The organism is Marisediminicola antarctica, assembly GCF_009930795.1.
Taxonomy (GTDB): domain Bacteria; phylum Actinomycetota; class Actinomycetes; order Actinomycetales; family Microbacteriaceae; genus Marisediminicola; species Marisediminicola antarctica.
On the sequence record NZ_CP017146.1, the window covers coordinates 1,574,103 to 1,590,669 of the forward strand.

Annotated in this window: 22 protein-coding genes and 1 tRNA gene; 17 read left to right on the forward strand and 6 right to left on the reverse strand. The window is 69.4% G+C overall.

The window, feature by feature from the left end:
* The first annotated feature begins 6 nt into the window (after positions 1–6).
* From murI to BHD05_RS07410, 8 genes are read left to right on the forward strand one after another with little or no spacing between them, the layout of a single operon-like run.
* Positions 7–846 (forward strand): glutamate racemase, encoded by an 840-nt coding sequence (gene murI, locus BHD05_RS07375; RefSeq protein ID WP_161885859.1) that lies wholly within the window; start codon positions 7–9, stop codon positions 844–846.
* Positions 843–1,592: a ribonuclease PH gene (gene rph / locus BHD05_RS07380; protein ID WP_161885860.1), complete on the forward strand. Its 750-nt coding sequence runs from the start codon at positions 843–845 to the stop codon at positions 1,590–1,592. The genes murI and rph overlap by 4 nt, the downstream gene beginning before the upstream one ends.
* A 2-nt stretch (positions 1,593–1,594) precedes the next feature.
* A complete protein-coding gene (gene rdgB / locus BHD05_RS07385) occupies positions 1,595–2,221 on the forward strand; it encodes an RdgB/HAM1 family non-canonical purine NTP pyrophosphatase (protein WP_161885861.1) in 627 nt (208 codons plus the stop codon).
* 9 nt (positions 2,222–2,230) lie between these two features.
* Positions 2,231–3,157 (forward strand): metal ABC transporter substrate-binding protein, encoded by a 927-nt coding sequence (locus BHD05_RS07390; RefSeq protein ID WP_161885862.1) that lies wholly within the window; start codon positions 2,231–2,233, stop codon positions 3,155–3,157.
* Positions 3,150–3,875, forward strand: coding sequence for a metal ABC transporter ATP-binding protein (locus BHD05_RS07395; protein ID WP_161885863.1), 726 nt, complete (start codon positions 3,150–3,152; stop codon positions 3,873–3,875). The genes BHD05_RS07390 and BHD05_RS07395 overlap by 8 nt, the downstream gene beginning before the upstream one ends.
* On the forward strand, positions 3,872–4,726 hold the full coding sequence (locus BHD05_RS07400) for a metal ABC transporter permease (RefSeq protein WP_161885864.1): 855 nt from the start codon (positions 3,872–3,874) through the stop codon (positions 4,724–4,726). Before BHD05_RS07395 ends, BHD05_RS07400 begins: the two co-directional genes overlap by 4 nt.
* Before the next feature lie 26 nt (positions 4,727–4,752).
* On the forward strand, positions 4,753–5,421 hold the full coding sequence (locus BHD05_RS07405; protein WP_161885865.1) for a metal-dependent transcriptional regulator: 669 nt from the start codon (positions 4,753–4,755) through the stop codon (positions 5,419–5,421).
* A gap of 28 nt (positions 5,422–5,449) precedes the next feature.
* Positions 5,450–6,013: a HEAT repeat domain-containing protein gene (locus BHD05_RS07410; protein ID WP_161885866.1), complete on the forward strand. Its 564-nt coding sequence runs from the start codon at positions 5,450–5,452 to the stop codon at positions 6,011–6,013.
* 9 nt (positions 6,014–6,022) lie between these two features.
* On the opposite strand, the gene BHD05_RS07415 is transcribed toward BHD05_RS07410, so the two are convergent.
* Positions 6,023–6,769 carry a DedA family protein gene (locus BHD05_RS07415; RefSeq protein WP_236966703.1) on the reverse strand — a complete coding sequence of 249 codons (747 nt, stop codon included), beginning with the start codon at positions 6,767–6,769 and terminating at the stop codon, positions 6,023–6,025.
* Between the two features lie 118 nt (positions 6,770–6,887).
* Here BHD05_RS07415 and BHD05_RS07420 point away from each other — a divergent pair, with 118 nt between their 5' ends.
* The gene (locus BHD05_RS07420; protein ID WP_161885867.1) at positions 6,888–7,568 is read left to right on the forward strand and encodes an SDR family NAD(P)-dependent oxidoreductase; all 681 of its coding nucleotides are present in this window, start codon (positions 6,888–6,890) and stop codon (positions 7,566–7,568) included.
* A gap of 103 nt (positions 7,569–7,671) precedes the next feature.
* Here the strand turns inward: BHD05_RS07420 and BHD05_RS07425 are convergent.
* Positions 7,672–7,753, reverse strand: a tRNA-Leu gene (locus BHD05_RS07425).
* 12 nt (positions 7,754–7,765) lie between these two features.
* A complete protein-coding gene (locus tag BHD05_RS07430; RefSeq protein WP_161885868.1) occupies positions 7,766–8,785 on the reverse strand; it encodes a DUF368 domain-containing protein in 1,020 nt (339 codons plus the stop codon).
* 229 nt (positions 8,786–9,014) lie between these two features.
* On the opposite strand from BHD05_RS07430, the gene BHD05_RS07435 reads away from it, so the two are divergent.
* The 7 genes from BHD05_RS07435 to BHD05_RS07460 are packed head-to-tail and all read left to right on the forward strand — an operon-like array spanning position 9,015 to position 13,531.
* Positions 9,015–10,247 carry a CpaF family protein gene (locus BHD05_RS07435; RefSeq protein ID WP_161885869.1) on the forward strand — a complete coding sequence of 411 codons (1,233 nt, stop codon included), beginning with the start codon at positions 9,015–9,017 and terminating at the stop codon, positions 10,245–10,247.
* Entirely contained in the window at positions 10,244–11,107 is an 864-nt protein-coding gene (locus BHD05_RS07440) for a type II secretion system F family protein (protein WP_161885870.1), read from the forward strand. Before BHD05_RS07435 ends, BHD05_RS07440 begins: the two co-directional genes overlap by 4 nt.
* Positions 11,095–12,042, forward strand: coding sequence for a type II secretion system F family protein (locus BHD05_RS07445; RefSeq protein WP_236966704.1), 948 nt, complete (start codon positions 11,095–11,097; stop codon positions 12,040–12,042). Before BHD05_RS07440 ends, BHD05_RS07445 begins: the two co-directional genes overlap by 13 nt.
* A gap of 23 nt (positions 12,043–12,065) precedes the next feature.
* Positions 12,066–12,242: a hypothetical protein gene (locus tag BHD05_RS15705; protein ID WP_202614317.1), complete on the forward strand. Its 177-nt coding sequence runs from the start codon at positions 12,066–12,068 to the stop codon at positions 12,240–12,242.
* A gap of 5 nt (positions 12,243–12,247) precedes the next feature.
* Positions 12,248–12,637, forward strand: a complete 390-nt coding sequence (locus BHD05_RS07450; RefSeq protein ID WP_161885871.1) for a TadE family protein — start codon at positions 12,248–12,250, stop codon at positions 12,635–12,637.
* Positions 12,612–13,091, forward strand: coding sequence for a hypothetical protein (locus BHD05_RS07455; protein ID WP_236966705.1), 480 nt, complete (start codon positions 12,612–12,614; stop codon positions 13,089–13,091). Before BHD05_RS07450 ends, BHD05_RS07455 begins: the two co-directional genes overlap by 26 nt.
* Entirely contained in the window at positions 13,088–13,531 is a 444-nt protein-coding gene (locus BHD05_RS07460; protein ID WP_161885872.1) for a pilus assembly protein TadG-related protein, read from the forward strand. Before BHD05_RS07455 ends, BHD05_RS07460 begins: the two co-directional genes overlap by 4 nt.
* A 7-nt stretch (positions 13,532–13,538) precedes the next feature.
* Here BHD05_RS07460 and BHD05_RS07465 read toward each other — a convergent pair whose 3' ends face one another.
* Complete coding sequence (locus BHD05_RS07465; protein WP_161885873.1) at positions 13,539–14,180, reverse strand: LysE family translocator; 642 nt, start codon at positions 14,178–14,180, stop codon at positions 13,539–13,541.
* Between the two features lie 3 nt (positions 14,181–14,183).
* Positions 14,184–14,504: a hypothetical protein gene (locus BHD05_RS07470; RefSeq protein ID WP_161885874.1), complete on the reverse strand. Its 321-nt coding sequence runs from the start codon at positions 14,502–14,504 to the stop codon at positions 14,184–14,186.
* Between the two features lie 148 nt (positions 14,505–14,652).
* Between BHD05_RS07470 and BHD05_RS07475 the strand changes: the two genes are divergently transcribed.
* Entirely contained in the window at positions 14,653–15,021 is a 369-nt protein-coding gene (locus tag BHD05_RS07475) for a nuclear transport factor 2 family protein (protein WP_161885875.1), read from the forward strand.
* Between the two features lie 270 nt (positions 15,022–15,291).
* Here the strand turns inward: BHD05_RS07475 and BHD05_RS07480 are convergent, their stop codons facing one another.
* Positions 15,292–16,539 carry an MFS transporter gene (locus BHD05_RS07480; RefSeq protein ID WP_161885876.1) on the reverse strand — a complete coding sequence of 416 codons (1,248 nt, stop codon included), beginning with the start codon at positions 16,537–16,539 and terminating at the stop codon, positions 15,292–15,294.
* Between the last annotated feature and the right edge of the window lie 28 nt (positions 16,540–16,567).

Here is a 16,567-nt window from a genome sequence, read left to right on the forward strand (position 1 = left end):
ACTACCGTGAGCGACGCGCCGATTGGAATCTTCGACTCCGGGGTGGGTGGGCTCACCGTCGCGAGGGCGATCATCGACCAATTGCCGAACGAGTCAGTGCTCTACGTCGGCGACACGGCGCACTCACCGTACGGTCCGAAGCCGATCGCGCAGGTGCGCGAGTACACGCTCGCGGTGCTCGACGACCTCGTAGGGCAGGGCGTCAAGATGCTCGTGATCGCCTGTAACACCGCGTCGGCGGCGATGCTGCGCGACGCCCGCGAGCGGTACACGCAGGGCCTCGGCATCCCTGTCGTCGAGGTCATCCAGCCGGCCGTGCGTGCCGCAGTGCGGCAGACCCGCAACTCCCGGGTGGGGGTGATCGGCACGGCGGGCACGGTGTCGTCCCGCGCCTACGACGACGCGTTCGCCGCGGCGCCGCACCTGGAACTCTTTACGCGCGCCTGTCCCCGCTTCGTCGAATTCGTCGAAGCCGGTGTGACGAGTGGCGAGGAGCTGTTCGCCGTCGCGGAGGGCTACCTCTCCCCGCTCAAGGCCGCCCGAATCGACACGCTGGTGCTCGGCTGCACCCACTACCCGCTCATGTCGGCCGCGATCCAGTACGTCATGGGCGACGGCGTCACGCTCGTCTCGAGCGCGGAGGAGACGGCGTTCGACGTCTACCGCACGCTCGTCAAGCACGGCCTCGAACGCTCCGCCGGCACCACGCCGACCTTTCGGTTCGAGGCAACCGGCGACAGCCAGTCCGCATTCATGTCCCTCGCACGGCGCTTCCTCGGACCAGAGGTCCAGAACGTCGAACTGGTCGAGACCGGAGTCATCCAGCTACCTGAAAGGCAACCATGACCAACGCCCTCCCCATCATCGCCCCCCGCAAGGACGGCCGCGCGAGCGACGAGCTGCGCGCCGTCACGATCGAGCGGGGCTGGAGCGAGCAGGCCGAGGGGTCCGCGCTCATCTCATTCGGCCGCACCAAGGTGCTCTGCACGGCGTCGTTCACGAACGGCGTTCCCCGGTGGATGTCCGGTAAGGGCAAGGGCTGGGTCACCGCCGAGTACGCCATGCTGCCGCGGTCGACCAACGACCGCATGGATCGAGAGTCGGTCAAGGGCCGCATCGGCGGGCGCACTCACGAAATCTCCCGCCTCATCGGCCGCTCGTTGCGCGCTGTCGTCGACATGAAGTCGCTCGGCGAGAACACCATCGTCATCGACTGTGACGTTCTTCAGGCCGACGGCGGCACGCGCACGGCGGCCATCACGGGAGCGTACGTCGCGCTTGCCGACGCCCTCGAGTGGGGCCGGAGCAAGCGGTTCATCGGCCAGAATGCGAAGCCGCTGATCGACAGCGTCGCCGCGGTCTCGGTCGGGATCGTCGGGGGAGTCCCCATGCTCGACCTCGCCTACACCGAGGACGTGCGGGCGGACACCGACATGAACGTGGTCGTCACCGGCCGCGGGCTGTTCGTCGAGGTGCAGGGCACCGCTGAGGCCGCCCCGTTCGACCGGCGAGAGCTCGACGCTCTGCTCGACCTCGCGGTCGGCGGCACCTCGACCCTCACCGAGCTTCAGCTCGCGAGCCTGAGGGGCTGAGCGTGAAACTCGTGCTCGCGACCCACAACGCGCACAAGGTCGAGGAGCTCCGGCGCATCCTCGGTCCGCAGCTCGAGGGCATCGAGCTGATCGGCTACGACGGCCCGGAGCCGGTCGAAGACGGCGACACGTTCGCGGAGAACGCGCTGATCAAGGCCCGTGCCGCGGCCCTGCACACCGGTCTGCCGGCGATTGCCGACGACTCCGGCGTCTGCGTCGACGCGCTCGCCGGGGCCCCCGGCATCCACTCCGCCCGGTACGCGGGCACTCGTGACGACGGAGACAACCGCCGGATGCTGCTCGAGAACCTCTCCGGCGAATCGTCGCGCAGCGCGCACTTCGAGTGCGCCGCCGCCCTCGTCGTTCCACCGGCGGTCGGCTCGGTCGGCCCCGACGGGCCGCCGGAACTCGCCGCCAGCTTCGAGCACGTCGAGACCGGGATCTGGCCCGGCACGGTGCTGCGCGAGGAGGTCGGAACGCACGGGTTCGGTTACGACCCGATCTTCTCGCCCGCCGGCTACTCGGTGTCGTCCGCCGAGCTGAGTCCGGATGAGAAGAACGCCATCAGTCATCGGGCGATCGCCTTCGAACGCCTCATCGTCGTAGTGCGGGAGCAGCTGCTCGACTAGAGTTTCGGCATGCCGAAAACTCGGGTCGCCGTGTACCGAAAAGTAGCCGCAGCCGCGACGCTGATCGCGACGGCGCTCGCGCTCGTCGGTTGCGCCCCGGCCGCATCGCCCCGCAGCGGCAAGCCGCTCGTACTCACGACCTTCACGGTGATCGCCGATATGGCGCAGGTGGTCGGCGGCGACGCGGTCGAGGTCGAGTCGATCACGAAGGTCGGAGCCGAGATCCACGGCTACGAGCCGACGCCGTCCGACCTGGCGAAGGCCTCCTCCGCGCGCCTGATCCTCGACAACGGGTTCGGTCTCGAGCGCTGGTTCGAGGACTTCCTCGCGCGGAGCGAGGCGCCCCACGCTGTGCTGACGGAGGGCGTCGAGCCGATCGACATCCGCAGCGGCGACTACGCCGGGCTGCCCAATCCTCATGCCTGGATGTCGCCGATCGCCGGGCAGGTCTACGTCGACAACATCCGCGATGCCCTCACCGAGCTTGTTCCGACGGAGGCCGAGCAGTTCGCCGCGAACGCAGAGGCCTACAAGGCCGAACTGCAGGTTCTCGCCGACGAGCTTGCGGCGGTCGTCGCCGAGCTGCCGGAGCGGCAGCGCCTGCTGATCAGCTGCGAGGGCGCATTCAGCTACCTCGCCCGCGACATCGGGCTGGCCGAGGGATACCTCTGGCCGGTCAACAGCGATACCCAGGGCACGCCCCAGCAGATCAAGGCCGCGATCGAGCTCGTGCGGGAGAGCGGCGTCGGGGTCGTATTCTGCGAGACCACGGTCAGCGCCGACGCCCAGCGCCAGGTCGCCCGCGAGGCCGGAGCCGAGTATGGGGGCACGCTCTACGTCGACTCACTGAGCGAGCCGGACGGGCCGGTGCCGAGCTACCTCGAGTTGCTGCGGTACGACGTCGACCTCATCGCGGAGGGGCTGTCCGGTGGCTGAGTCGATCATCAGCATCCGGGACCTGGTCGTGCGGTACGGCACGGTGCAGGCGCTCGCCGACGTCTCGCTCGAGCTCTCGCCCGGGCGGATCATCGGCATTATCGGCATGAACGGCTCGGGCAAGTCGAGCCTGTTCGGCGCGGTGATGGGCTCCGTCAAGGCGGCGAGCGGCGACATCCGCCTCTTCGGCGGGGATCCCGCCCGGGCCCGCAAGCGCAATCTGGTCTCCTACGTTCCACAATCGGAGGCCGTGGACTGGGACTTCCCGATTTCCGTCGCCGAGGTCGTGATGACCGGCCGCTACGGCCGCCTCGGCGTCACCCGGCGGCCGCGCGCCGCCGACCGGGACGCCGTTGCACGCGCGATCGACCGCGTCGGGCTCGTCGACCTCGCCGAGCGCCAGATCGGCGAGCTCAGCGGCGGACAGCGCAAGCGGGTATTCGTCGCCCGGGGAATCGCCCAGGAGGCGACCCTGATGCTGCTCGATGAGCCCTTCGCGGGTGTCGACAAGGGATCAGAGCACACGATCGTCGCCCTGCTCAGGGGTCTGGCCGCCGAGGGCCGTGGCATCCTCATCTCGACCCACGACCTCGCTGGCGTGCCGGAACTGTGCGACGAGGTCATCCTGCTGAAGAACCGGGTGCTGTTCCACGGAGCCCCCGAGGATGCCCTCGCCGCCGACCGCCTCGCGCTCGCCTTCGGACTGGAGCCACGATGATCGACTGGATCCTCGAACCGCTGCAGTACGGCTTCATGACCAGGGCCCTGCTCGTGACCGTCGTCGCCGCGGTGACCTGCGCGCTGCTTTCCTGCTGGCTCGTGCAGATCGGCTGGTCGCTCATGGGCGACGCGGTTTCGCACGCGGTGCTGCCCGGCGTTGCGATCAGCTACATTCTGGGCTGGCCGTTCGCCGTCGGGGCATTTATCTTCGGGGCGGGCGCCGTCGCGCTCATCGGGGGCGTGCGCGCCACGACCAAGATCAAGTCGGATGCCGCGATCGGCGTGGTGTTCACGGCGCTATTCGCGCTCGGGCTCGTGATCATCTCTGCCGTGCCCAGCCAGGTGGACCTCGGCCACATCCTTTTCGGCAACGTGCTGGGCGTGACCGACAGCGACATCGCTCAGGTCGTCGTGATCGGTGTCGTCGTCGTCGCGGTGCTCGTGCTGAAGCGCCGCGACTTCACCCTCTTCGCGTTCGACCCGAGTCACGCGAACGCGATCGGCATCAGCACCAAGTGGCTCTCGGTGCTCATGCTGGGGCTTCTCGCGATGACGGTGGTCGTGGCGCTGCAGGCGGTCGGCATCGTGCTCGTCGTCGCCATGCTGATCACTCCGGGGGCGACCGCGTACCTGCTGACCGCGCGCTTCGACCGGATGCTCGTGCTCTCGGTTGTGGTGACCGCAGCCGCATCTGTCGTCGGCGTCTACGCGAGCTACTACCTGGACGTCTCGACAGGCGGGGCCGTCGTGCTCGCGCAGGCAAGCGCCTTCGGAATGGCCTACCTCTTCGGGGCCAGAGGCGGCGTCATCACGGCTCTCGTGCGCGACCGACGGGCGGTGACGGTGTGAACGGGGGTGGCGCACACGCGTCGGGGGTGAACAGCGTCGTCGAGGACTACGTGAAGGCGATCTACGGCCACACGGAGTGGCAGCAGGATCCGATCACGCCGTCGGAGCTCGCCGCCCGGCTCGGCCTCGCAGCGTCGTCGGTCACCGAGATGGTCAAAAAGCTCGCGAGAGCGGGGCTGGTCACCCACGTGCCCTACGGCGCGGTGACGCTCACGGCCGAGGGCACGGCACTCGCCCTGCGCATGGTGCGTCGTCACCGGCTCATCGAGACCTGGCTGGTCGACCACTTCGGCTACGCCTGGGACGAGGTGCATGACGAGGCAGAGGTGCTCGAGCACGCGCTGAGCGACCGATTGCTCGAGGCGATAGCCGAGCGGCTCGGCCAGCCGCTCCGTGACCCCCACGGCGACCCCATCCCCGCGGCCGACGGCTCGATCGACCGTCCGCCAGCGGTCCTGCTGCTCGACGCCGCGGACGGCTCGGCCGGTGCCGTCGTGCGCATCAGCGACCGCGATCCCTCGCTCCTGAGATACCTGACGGCCGCGGACATCACGCTGGACGCCCACATGACGGTGGTCGGCCGGCGCCCGTTCGGCGGGGCTCTCGCGGTTCGACTCGATGGCGCCGACGGAGCTGCGCGCGAACTCGATCTCGGCGCCGAAGCGGCAGCATCCATCTGGATCTCGTCCGCCTGACCCGCTGGCGCGGTAGCGTTGACGACAAATGCAGAACAAAGCCTCGTCAGACTCGTCCGTTCCCCTCGACCTTCCCGTCGCCGACCGACTCGCTGCGGCAGTCGCCCGCTACGGGGAGGACGCCGTCGTCGCCCGCTCGATCGCCCTGATGGGCGGTGCCAATGCCGGCGAGGATTTCCTGCTCTACGTTGGCGGCCGACATGCGCAGGGGCTGCTGGACGGTGCCCCGCCGCTCTATTGGCCCGAGCTCTGGGGTGCACGGGCGCTGCTGCACGTCTGGAACCCGTCCGCGGTGACCGCCGTCATCGCCGGCCTCGACAATCAGGCCTGGCGGGTGCGCGAGATGTGCGCGCGAGTGGCTCTGGCGCGTGAGTTGCACGTGGCCACAAAGATGGTCGAGCTGACGACCGACGACGTACCGCGGGTTCGTGCCGCGGCTGCCCACGCGCTTGCCGCGGTCGGCACTGCCGACAACGTCGAGACGGTCGCGGCGCTGCTGCGCGATCCGGAGAAGGAAGTGCGGCGTGCGGCGCAGCAGTCGAGGGATGCGCTCGCCGCGCGGCTCGGCACCCCGACGGGCTCGACCGACTGATCCTCTCCGTTACTGCGGGTCGGGCTTCTGGTCGAAGTACTGCCGGTCGATCACGACCTCCTCATCGGTGAGGGGCGCAACCCCTTCGAGGCGGGCTCTCTTCGCCTCGCGCGACGACTGAACGTAGTGGTAGATCGTCGGGATGAGCGTGAGCACGACGGCCGTGATGAGTATCAGGTCGATGTAGTCGGTCACGAACCGGGCCACGGGCGGGATGAGGCCGAGCAGGAAACCCGCGAAGGTGAGCCCTGCTCCCCAGACCATCGCGCCGATGAAGTTGTAGAGGGTGTACTTGCGGTACTCCATGTGGCCGATGCCAGCCGCAACCGGGACGAATGTGCGCAGGATCGGCACGAACCGGGCGAGGATCACGCTGAGCCCGCCGTGCTTCCTGAAGAACGCGTTCGTGCGCTCGACGTTCTTGCGGCTGAAGACGCCGCTTTCCTTACGCTCGAACACCCGTGGCCCGAACTTGTGGCCAATGAGATAGCCGACCTCGCCCCCGACGAACGCGGAAAATCCGATCGCCAGGCACACCCACCAGATGTCGATGTCGATCACGCCCGAGAACGTGAGCAGCCCCGTGATGACGAGCAGGGTGTCGCCCGGCAAGAGGAACCCGACAAGAAGACCGGTCTCCGCAAACACGATGAAGCAGACCCCGATGAGAGCGAAAGCCCCGAACCCCTCGATGAGGGTTTGCGGGTCCAGCCACGGAATGAGGGCCGCAGGCAGAAGCACGGGAATCTCGAGCACGAATCTCCAGTCGTTGGCCGTGATGCGGCTCAGGCCATCGCGGTTGTCTTCCTGTCAGAGTAGCGGGTGTCTGCTGCGATCCTGCCTTGGATTGACAGCTCCGACCTAGGGTTATGGGATGACCAAAATTGAAGAATCTGTCGTGCTCGTTGTCGGCGCATCAGGCGGCCTCGGCACCCGTATCGCCGCACTCCTCGCCGACGCCGGCGCGACCGTTGTGCGCGCCGCCCGCAACCCCGAGACCATCAGCGGACCCGACGCTTTCGTCGCCGACCTCCGGGACGAGGCGGCCGCTGCCGCCATCGTCGCCGCGGCGGTCGGAGCGCATGGGCGCCTGGACGGCGTGGTCATCGCGGCCGGCGCAGTGGCGTTCGGACCGGTCGGTGAGGTGACGGATGCTGCCCTGCGCGAGCTCTTCGACATCAACGCCCTCGCCCCGATCCGGCTCATCCGCGAGGCGATGCCGCACCTCGTCGAATCCGGCACCGCGGGCCGCGACCCCTTCATCCTCACCCTCAGCGGGGTCGTCTCCGAGGCGCCGACCGCGGGACTGGCCGCCTACTCGGCCTCGAAGTCCGCGCTCGCCGCATTCACCAAGGCGGCGTCGAGGGAACTGCGCCGCGCCGGCATCCGCATCGTCGATGCCCGCCCGGGGCACACCGAGACCGGACTTGCGACCAGGCCCATCGCGGGGACCGCCCCCGCATTCCCGACCGGTCTCGACCCGGATGCCGTCGCCCAGCGCATCGTCAGGGCGATCGCCGACGGCGAGAAGGACTTGCCCAGCACCGCGTTCTGACCCACACCCGCGAATTTCCCAATTGTGTCCTGTGCAGACGGGTCGAGGGGGTGTTTTTGGGCGCTTCGTGGATGCTGGGTGGCCGATTGTCGCGGGTCACCTGTGCGGGAGAAGGGACTTGAACCCTCACGCCTTTCGGCACAGGTACCTAAAACCTGCGTGTATACCAATTTCACCACTCCCGCGCGCGACCAAGTTTAGCCTCGGTGCGGAGCGTGCCCTGCTGCATCCGGCACGGGGTCGCTCTCGATGTCCGCCGCGAGAAGCCTGCGAGCCACGAGCCGGTGCTCGATGATGATGAGCGCGGTCACGAGCGCCGCGCCGCCAAGGAACAGCGCTGCGACGAGCACCACGTCGCCGGAGGGCGCGAGCAGATCGTTCGACGAGCCCTGCCAGGGCCACAGCGCGCGCAGCGAGCCCAGCATGAGGCCGGTCATGATCACGAGCGTCACCCGATGGTGGTTCGCGAGCAGCCACTGCAGCCCAGACACGAAAACGCCCAACCCCAGCATGGCGCCGACAATGAACGCCCCGAGGTAGCCGAGGTTGCGGTCGTTGACTGCCGCGAGGGTCGGCGCGTACATGCCGACTGTCAGCAGCAGGAACGAGCCGGATACGCCGGGCAGCACGAGGGCGCAGACCGCGAAGGCTGCCGCGATCGCGACAACGAAGAGGGAAGGGTTAGCTTCGCCCGCGGGCGGAAGTCCGGTGAGGGCGAACGTGATAGCGGCGGCGACGAGCGCGATACCGATCTCACGCGCGCGCCAGCGTGCGCCGACCATGCGGATCGGCACCACGAGGGAGGCGGCGATGAGACCGGCGAAGACGGCGCGGGTGGCGACCGGATGCTCCTCGAGCAGTGGCGCGAGCAGCTTCGCCCCGACGAGGATGGCCGCGAGCATCCCGACCCCGATGGGCAGCACGACACCCCAGCGAACCGAGCGGAAGTGCGCAGAGGCGCGGGCGAGTCCACGCCCGCGGAGCCCGTCGGCCACGATCAGCGCGACGCCGCGGGCGAGATGGCCAGCACCGTCGATGAGGTGGCCGTAGACGCCGACGATGAGCGCGATCGTACCGCCGCTCACGCCGGGCACGATCTCGGCCGCGCCGATCATGGCGCCGCGGGCGACGTCGACGATCGTGCGGACGGTCGAGCGGCCGCGTGCGCTCCGCCGCCTCGCAGCTCCGGACGTCGATCTGGGCGTGGGTGCAGACATCGTCAGGCCTTTCGGTGAGAGTGGTCTCGCCACACGGAATCTACGCCGTTCGCCGGCTGGGCCGCTCCGCGAACGCTGTGGTCAGCGGGACCCTCCGGCTATTCTCTCACGGGCCGCCCGAGAGACCAGAAGAGTCGGAGCTTCTGGAGGGGTGGGGAGCCAGGCCCCCGCGCGGGCGTCCTGTGGATAATCCGCGCCGAAGCCGCAGGCGCGCCCCCATGATGGCCCAATGTCGTCCGCGCTGAGCCTCATCACCGACCAGGTGCGTGAGCGCGTGCGTCTCGACGGAGTAGACCTCGGCAGCGACCGCGAGCTTGCCGGGCGCTACGTGCGCGACGCGGTGGAGCGATACAGCGAGCGGGCACTCGGCGGGTCGCTGCCAATGCTCGCCGACGAGGACCTTGCCGCCCGCCAGATCGTCGCGACGATCACCGGCTTCGGCGTGTTGCAGCCGCACTTCGACGATCCGGAGGTCGAGGAGATCTGGATCAACGGGCCGGAACGGGTGTTCATCGCCCGCCGCGGAGTGCCCGAGCTCACCGATATCCAGTTGACCGGCACCGAGGTGCGCGATCTTGTCGAGCGGATGCTGCAGTCCTCCGGCCGCCGCGTCGACCTCAGCTCGCCATTCGTCGACGCCTCGCTCGCGGACGGGTCGCGGCTGCACGTCGTGATCCCGGATGTCACGCAGAAGTATTGGGCGGTCAACATCCGCAAGTTCACCGCCCGCATCCGCGACCTGAACCGCCTCGTCGCGCTCGGCTCGCTCACCCGCCAGTCGGCGGAGTTCCTGCGCATGTGCGTGCTCGCGGGGCAGAACATCCTCGTCTCGGGGGCCACCCAGAGCGGAAAGACCACGCTGCTGAACGCCCTGCTGTCGGTGGCGCGTCCCGCCGAGCGCATCGTCACAGTGGAGGAGACCTTCGAGCTCGACCTCGCCGCCCGCGACACCGTCGCGATGCAGTGCCGCCAGCCGAGCCTCGAGGGCACGGGCGAGATCACGCTGCGGCGGCTCATCAAGGAGGCCCTGCGGATGCGTCCCGACCGGCTGGTCGTCGGCGAGGTGCGCGAGGCGGAGGCCCTCGACCTGCTTATCGCCCTGAATTCGGGCCTCCCAGGCATGTGCTCGATCCACGCGAACGGCGCACGGGATGCGCTATCGAAGCTCGCGACGCTGCCGCTGCTTGCGGGCCGCAACATCGACTCCTCGTTCGTGGTGCCGACCGTCGCGGGTGTCGTCGACATCGTCGTGCACTGCGAGCTCGAGCGGTCGGGCCGGAGGCGGATCACCGAGATCGTTGCGCCGAGCGGTGTCGTGACGGGGACGGTCATCGAGGCGAGCACGATTTTCCGGCTCGAGCACCACGTGCTGGCGGCGACGGGAAGCTACCCCGCGAAGACCGCAGGCTTCACCGCCGGTGGCTTCGACCTCGCGGCGGTGCTGTCAGGAGCGGGCGGATGACAATCCTCGTCGGCCTGACGCTCGGCCTTGGCCTGCTGCTCGCCGTATCGCCGTTCCTTTGGCCGGCGGGAGTGGCGGAAACGCGTCCGGCACCGCGTCAGCTCCAGCGCGCGCGCGACAGCCTCGAGCAGGCCGGCCTGCACGATGTCACGCTCTCCGCGCTCGCGGCGGTGTCGGTGATCCTCGCCATCGCGGCCGCCGCGCTGACCTTCGCGGTCGTGCCGGTCCTCGCGCTCGCCGTCGTCGTCGCCCTCGTCGCGCTTGCCCTTCCCCTGGTCGTCATCACCTCCCGGGCTCGGGCGCGCATCACGGCCAACCGCGCCGTCTGGCCTGACATCGTCGACCACCTCGTGTCGGCCGTACGATCGGGCCTGGCCCTGCCCGACAGCGTCGTGTCGCTCGCCCACACCAGCCCGCCCGCCGTGCGGGAGTCGTTCGCGGAGTTCGAGCGCGGCTACCGGGCCACCGGAAACTTCGGACTGAGCGTCGACGAGCTGAAGAGTCGCCTCGCCGACCCCGTCGCCGACCGCGTGCTCGAGACGCTGCGGATGTCGCGCGAGGTCGGCGGGTCGGAGCTCACGACCGTGCTGCGCAACCTCGCTGCGTACCTGCGCCAGGAGGCGGCGCTGCGCTCCGAGGTCGAGGCGCGGCAGTCCTGGGTGATGAACGCCGCCAGGCTCGGGGTCGCCGCGCCGTGGATCATTCTGATCCTGCTCGCGACAAGGCCGGAGGCCGCAGCGGCCTACAACACGGCAGCCGGCTTGGCCATCATCGTCGGAGGGCTCGGTGTCACGGTCGTCGCCTACCGGGTGATGGTGGGGATCGGGCGGATGCCGCAGGAGCAGCGATGGTTCCGCTGACGCCGATAGTGGCCTGGGCGATCGTGTGCGGTCTCGCGCTCGGCCTCGGGCTGTGGTCGCTGCTCGGTGTCGTGCCGAAACTCAACCGCCCGCGCCTGCTCTACCGGGTCGCGCCGTACCTCGTCGATGTGTCACCCGGCGCCCGGGCGCTCCTCGCCCGGCGCAGCGTCAACCCGCTCCCCATCGTCGGCACCGTGTTCAGCCCCGCGATCGACCGCCTTCGGGCGCTGCTCGGCACCGCGCTCGGCGGCCCGGGCAGCATCCGCCTCCGGCTGCGCCAGTCCGGGGCGACGATCGGGCCGGATGCCTTCCGCTCGCAACAGCTCGCCTGGGCGCTCGGCGGGCTCGGTATCGGCACCGGTGTCGCCGCGCTGTTCGTCGTCGCCAGAGCGATTCCTCTCGGGCTGCAGGTGGCGATCGTGGTGTTCGGCGGCGTCGCGGGGATCTTCCTGCGGGACTATCTCCTGCAGCGCGCGGCAGCCGCACGCGTGAGGCGGATGACCGAGGAACTGCCGACCGTGCTGGAGTTTCTGACCCTCAGCCTGTCGGCCGGGGAGGGGATCCTCGACGCGATCCGCCGGGTGGCGCGCATCAGCCGCGGCGAGCTGGCCGCGGAGCTCGCCTCGACCGTGGCCGCCGTGAACACGGGGCTGCCGTTCGCGCAGTCCCTGCAGGAGCTCGCCGACAGCATCCGGCTCCCGGCGCTGGCACGGGCCGTCGAACAGATCGTCGGCGCGCTCGAGCGCGGCACCCCGCTCGCCGAAGTGTTGCGCGCGCAGGCCCAGGATGCTCGCGATGAGGCCAAGCGCGACCTGCTCGAGACGGCCGGAAAGAAGGAGGTTGCCATGTTGGTGCCGCTGGTCTTCCTCATCCTGCCGATCACCATCGTCTTCGCCATCTACCCCGGAATCTTCGTGCTCCAGCTGGGATTCTGACCGCCGCAACCGAAAGGGACACCATGACCAGACTCCGCGAACGGCTAGTCCATCGCCTCCGCGACGACCGGGGGGATGTTCCCGGCTGGGTGCTCATTACCCTCATGACCGCGGGGTTGGTGATCCTCATCTGGGCGCTTGCCGGCCCCGCGCTCAGCGGGGTGTTCGAGCAGGCGATCCAGCGCGTCACGAGCTTCTGACCGAGATGCGTGTGCGGTGCTGCGACGATGCCGGCTCCGCGGCCGCGGAGTTCGTCCTCGTCGGCGCCCTGCTGACCGTGCTGACGTTGTCGGTGATGCAGTTCGGCCTTGCGCTGCACGTGCGCAACACCGTGATCGATGCCGCCGGGGAGGGTGCCCGGGTTGCCGCGCTCGCCGACAACTCTCTCGCCGATGGGGTGCGGCGCACCACCGACCTGCTCTCGGTGGCCCTCGGCGACGCCTACACGGGCGACGTGACGGCAGCATACGGAGACTTCCTCGGGTATCCGGCGGCGAGCATCACGGTGCGGGCACCGCTGCCGCTGCTGGGCCTTCTCGGACCCGACCGGATGCTGGAGGTGACCGGGCATGGTGCCGTCGAGACGCTCGACTGAGATGCGCGCGGTGCGGGGACCGCGGGATGAGGGCTCCGCGTCGCTCGAGTTCATCACGACGGGGATGATCCTGCTCGTGCCGCTGATCTACCTGACACTCGCGATCGCCGCGGTGCAGGGCGGCGCGCTCGCGGTCGAGGGCGCCGCACGGCAGGCGGCCCGCGTCTACGTGCAGGCCGTCGACGAGGGCGCGGCGGATGCTGCGGCCCGCCGGGCCGTCGAGGTCGGGCTCGCCGATCACGGGCTGGGGGCGGAGTATGAGCTCGCGGTAATATGCAGCCCGACGCCGGGGGAGTGCCTCGAACGGCTCGGCTCCGTCACGGTGACGGTCGGTGTCGTCGTCACCCTGCCGCTCGTGCCGTCCGTTCTCGACCTGAGAGCCCCACTCGGCATCCCGCTCGAGGCGACGGCAACGCAGCGGGTCTCGCGGTTCACAGCGGACCCGGCGCCGTGAGCACCCGCGCGAGCAGCACCAGCGACGATGGCTCCATCCTGCTGCTCACGATCTTCTACGGGTTCCTGTGCCTCGTCGTCGTGCTGCTCGGCGCCTCGGCCACCTCCCTGTACCTCGAGCGGTCCCGGCTGTTCAGCCTCGCCGACGGCGCGGCGCTCGCCGGGGCCGAGTCCTTTGCGCTCGAGGACGTGACGCCGACGGCATCCGGATTCCGCCCGACCCTCGACTCGGCGGAGGTCGCTGCGGCGGTCGCCGAGTACCTCGCGGTCGCCCCGACGACGCGCTTCGAGTCGCTGATGGTCGAGCAGGCCGAGACCCTTGACGGCCGCAGCGCCACGGTCACCCTGTCGGCCTGGTGGCGCCCGCCACTGCTCAGCCTGCTTGTGCCGGAGGGGCTGCGTCTGGAGGTCACTGCGGTGGGACGGTCGGTGTTCGGCTGAGCGTGAATCAGTCCTTGCCGTTGCCCACGAAGAGCGTCGCCGCGCCGATGCCAACCATCAGCACGCCGCCGGTCGCCCCGAGCCGGCTCAGCCGCTGGGGCGAGCGGGCGAACCAGTCCCGAGCGGCGCCGGCGGCGAGGGCCCAGCCGGTGTCGAGCACGACCGCGACCGCGATGAACACGGCGGCGAGCGATGCCATCTGGGTGGGCACTCCGCCGGCGCCGTGATCGACAAACTGGGGGAGCACCGCGATCAGGAAGACGATGGTCTTGGGGTTGGTGACTCCCACGACGAATCCCTCGCGCAGCAGCCGCAGCTTGCTGTGCACGACGATTCGGCGCGCGTCAGCATCCGCCACCGGGTTGCGGTGACGGACCGCCTGCACCCCGAGGTAGATGATGTAGAGGCCGCCGGCCACCTTGAGCACCGTGAACAGGACCACCGACTGCTGCACGACCACCCCGACGCCGAACGCGACAGCGAGGCCAGCGACGAGCGAGCCGAGCGCGTTGCCAACGACGCTCAGGAGGGCGCCGATCCGGCCCAGTGACAGCGCCCGCCCGATCACGAACAGCACGCTCGGCCCCGGGAGAAGGATCAGCGGGATCGAGACGAGCGCGAAGGCGAGCATCGCCTCGGGAGAAACCATGGCTCAGGGTATCGATTCAGGGGCCGTCGGTCGACGGCACGGGCGCAGTGAATAGGGTGCGTGGAGCTCATCGCCGAGGAGGGTGCCCAGCATTGGGGTGACGGCGGCTGATGCGCGCGTATGGCAGGAGATTCGGCGCCACGCCGAATCGGGTGGACGGATGACGCGGCGTGTCGCTGAATCTCCTGCGTTGAGCACGCGCCATCGCGTGAGAGTGATCGCCCGGCCGATCACGAATAGCACGCTCGGCCCCGGCAGCAGGATCAGCAGGATCAGCGGGATCGAGACGAGCGCGAAGGCGCGCATCGCCTCGGGAGAAACCACGGCTCAGGGTACCGATTCGGCGGCGAGCGGTCGACGGCACGGGCAACGCTGGCCGGGTACCTTGCGCTCCCCTCGTGCGCGGTGATTTCATGAGCGTGATCGCACACTACGGCGCGGCACGGGGAGGCTTGTAGGCACGGGCGGAAAAGTGACACGCGAAGTGCTGAAGGGATTCCTCGACGCTTTCAATGCCCATGACTTTGACGCCATCATGGGCTACTTCGCCGACGACTGCGTCTTCTGCCTGCCGAGGGGCGAGGAGCCTCGTGGTGACAGATTCGTGGGCAAGGAGGAGGTTCGGGCGGGGCTCGCGACACGGTCCGAGGGCATCCCCGACGTGCACTACGGCAACGATCGGCACTGGGTCTGTGCAGACGGCGTCGGGGTCTCGGAGTGGACGTTGACGGGCACGTCGCTCTCGGGCCAGGGGATCGAGGTGCGCGGCCTGGACCTGCTCGAGTTCGACGGTCACGGCCAGATCAGCCGCAAGGATTCCTTCTGGAAGATCGTCGCGTGACGTCTCAACGGCCGTCGGGCTGCGGGGTCGGATGCTGCGGTGTCGGACGCTGCGGAGTCGGATGCTGCGGGGTCGGATGCTGCGGAGCATACGAGCGCCAGAACCGGAAGTAGACCGAGGCACCCCACGCGATGCGACTGAGTCCACGTTCGCGGGCGCGCATCGCAGGAGGTGCGGCGACGCGCCGAATCGCGCGGACAAATAACTCGGTGTGTCGCCGAATCTCCTGCGCTGGGCACGCGCCATCGCGTGAGAGTGCGCGCCCGCCCGTCAGCGCCTCTCGCGGGGGACGAACCGGGGCACGTAGCGCAGCAGCACGCCGGCGCCGAGCAGGCCGAGCACGCCCATCACGCTGCTCGCGACGGCAAGCGAGAACGCTGCCGTCGCCGCCGCGATCACGAGAGAGGCCGCGGCCCCGCCGATATCGCCGGTGAACCGCCAGGCGCCGAGGAACGGCGCCGGGTTCCGCTTGTCGGCGAGGTCGGCGCCGAGCGTCATCAGGATTCCGCTGCCGAGACCGTTGGCAAGTGCGAGGAACATCGCGACCGCGATGAACCAGACGACGTTGCCGGGCAGGGCCCCGCTGCCGGCGAGCACGAGGTGACCGGCCCCGAGGCCGACCATCGAGGGCACCGCGGCCCACAGCCGCCCGAACCTGTCCATCACCTGGCCGCTCACATAGAACAGGGCGAAGTCGATGCCGCCGGCGATGCCGATGATGATGGCCGTTCTGGTGTCGCTGATGCCGATGCTCACCGCCCACAGGGGCAGGATCACCGCGCGGCTGGCCCGGAGGGCGCCGATGAGTGCCGCGCCCGTGCCGAGCCTCGTGAGAATCTGTCGAGATTCCCAGATTGTGCGGAACAGCCCGCGCACCTCCTCGGCAACGAACGCCTCGCCGGGAGTCGGGGCGTGGTGGGCCGCCCGCCCCGCTCCGAAGGTCGCTGCGGGATCCCGCAGCAGGAGCAGCACGGCGGCGGCTCCGACGCATCCGACGATGTGGATGAGGAACACCGCGGAGGTCGATCCCGTGAGCGCGATGACGCCGGCCGCGAGGAACGGGCCGATGAAGTAGCCGAGACGGAAGGTGCCGCCGAGGGTCGAGAGGGCGCGGGCGCGGTAGGGCTGCGGCACAAAGGTTGTCATGAAGGCGTGCCGGGCGAGGGCGAACACGGCCGTCGCGATTCCGACGATCAGGATGCCGAGGCCGAGCACGACCGGGTTGGGGGAGAGTGTCGCGATCCCCAGGCCGACGATGGCGACGAGGGCGGCGCCGATCATCGCGGGGCGCTCCCCGATGCGGGAGACAAGCCAGCCGCTCGGGATGTCGCCGATCAGGTGGCCGAGCATGATCATCGCGGCGATGAGGCCGGCGATCGCCAGCGTCGCGCCGAGACCGTCGGCGACGATCGGGATGATGGGGATGATGGCGCCCTCGCCGATCGCGAACAGCAGCGTCGGCAGGTACACGGGGAGGGCCATCTTGCGCCAGTCGAAGGGCGGCGCGGCAGTGGTCATAGCCTGGCCGATATTACTCTCCGGGCTC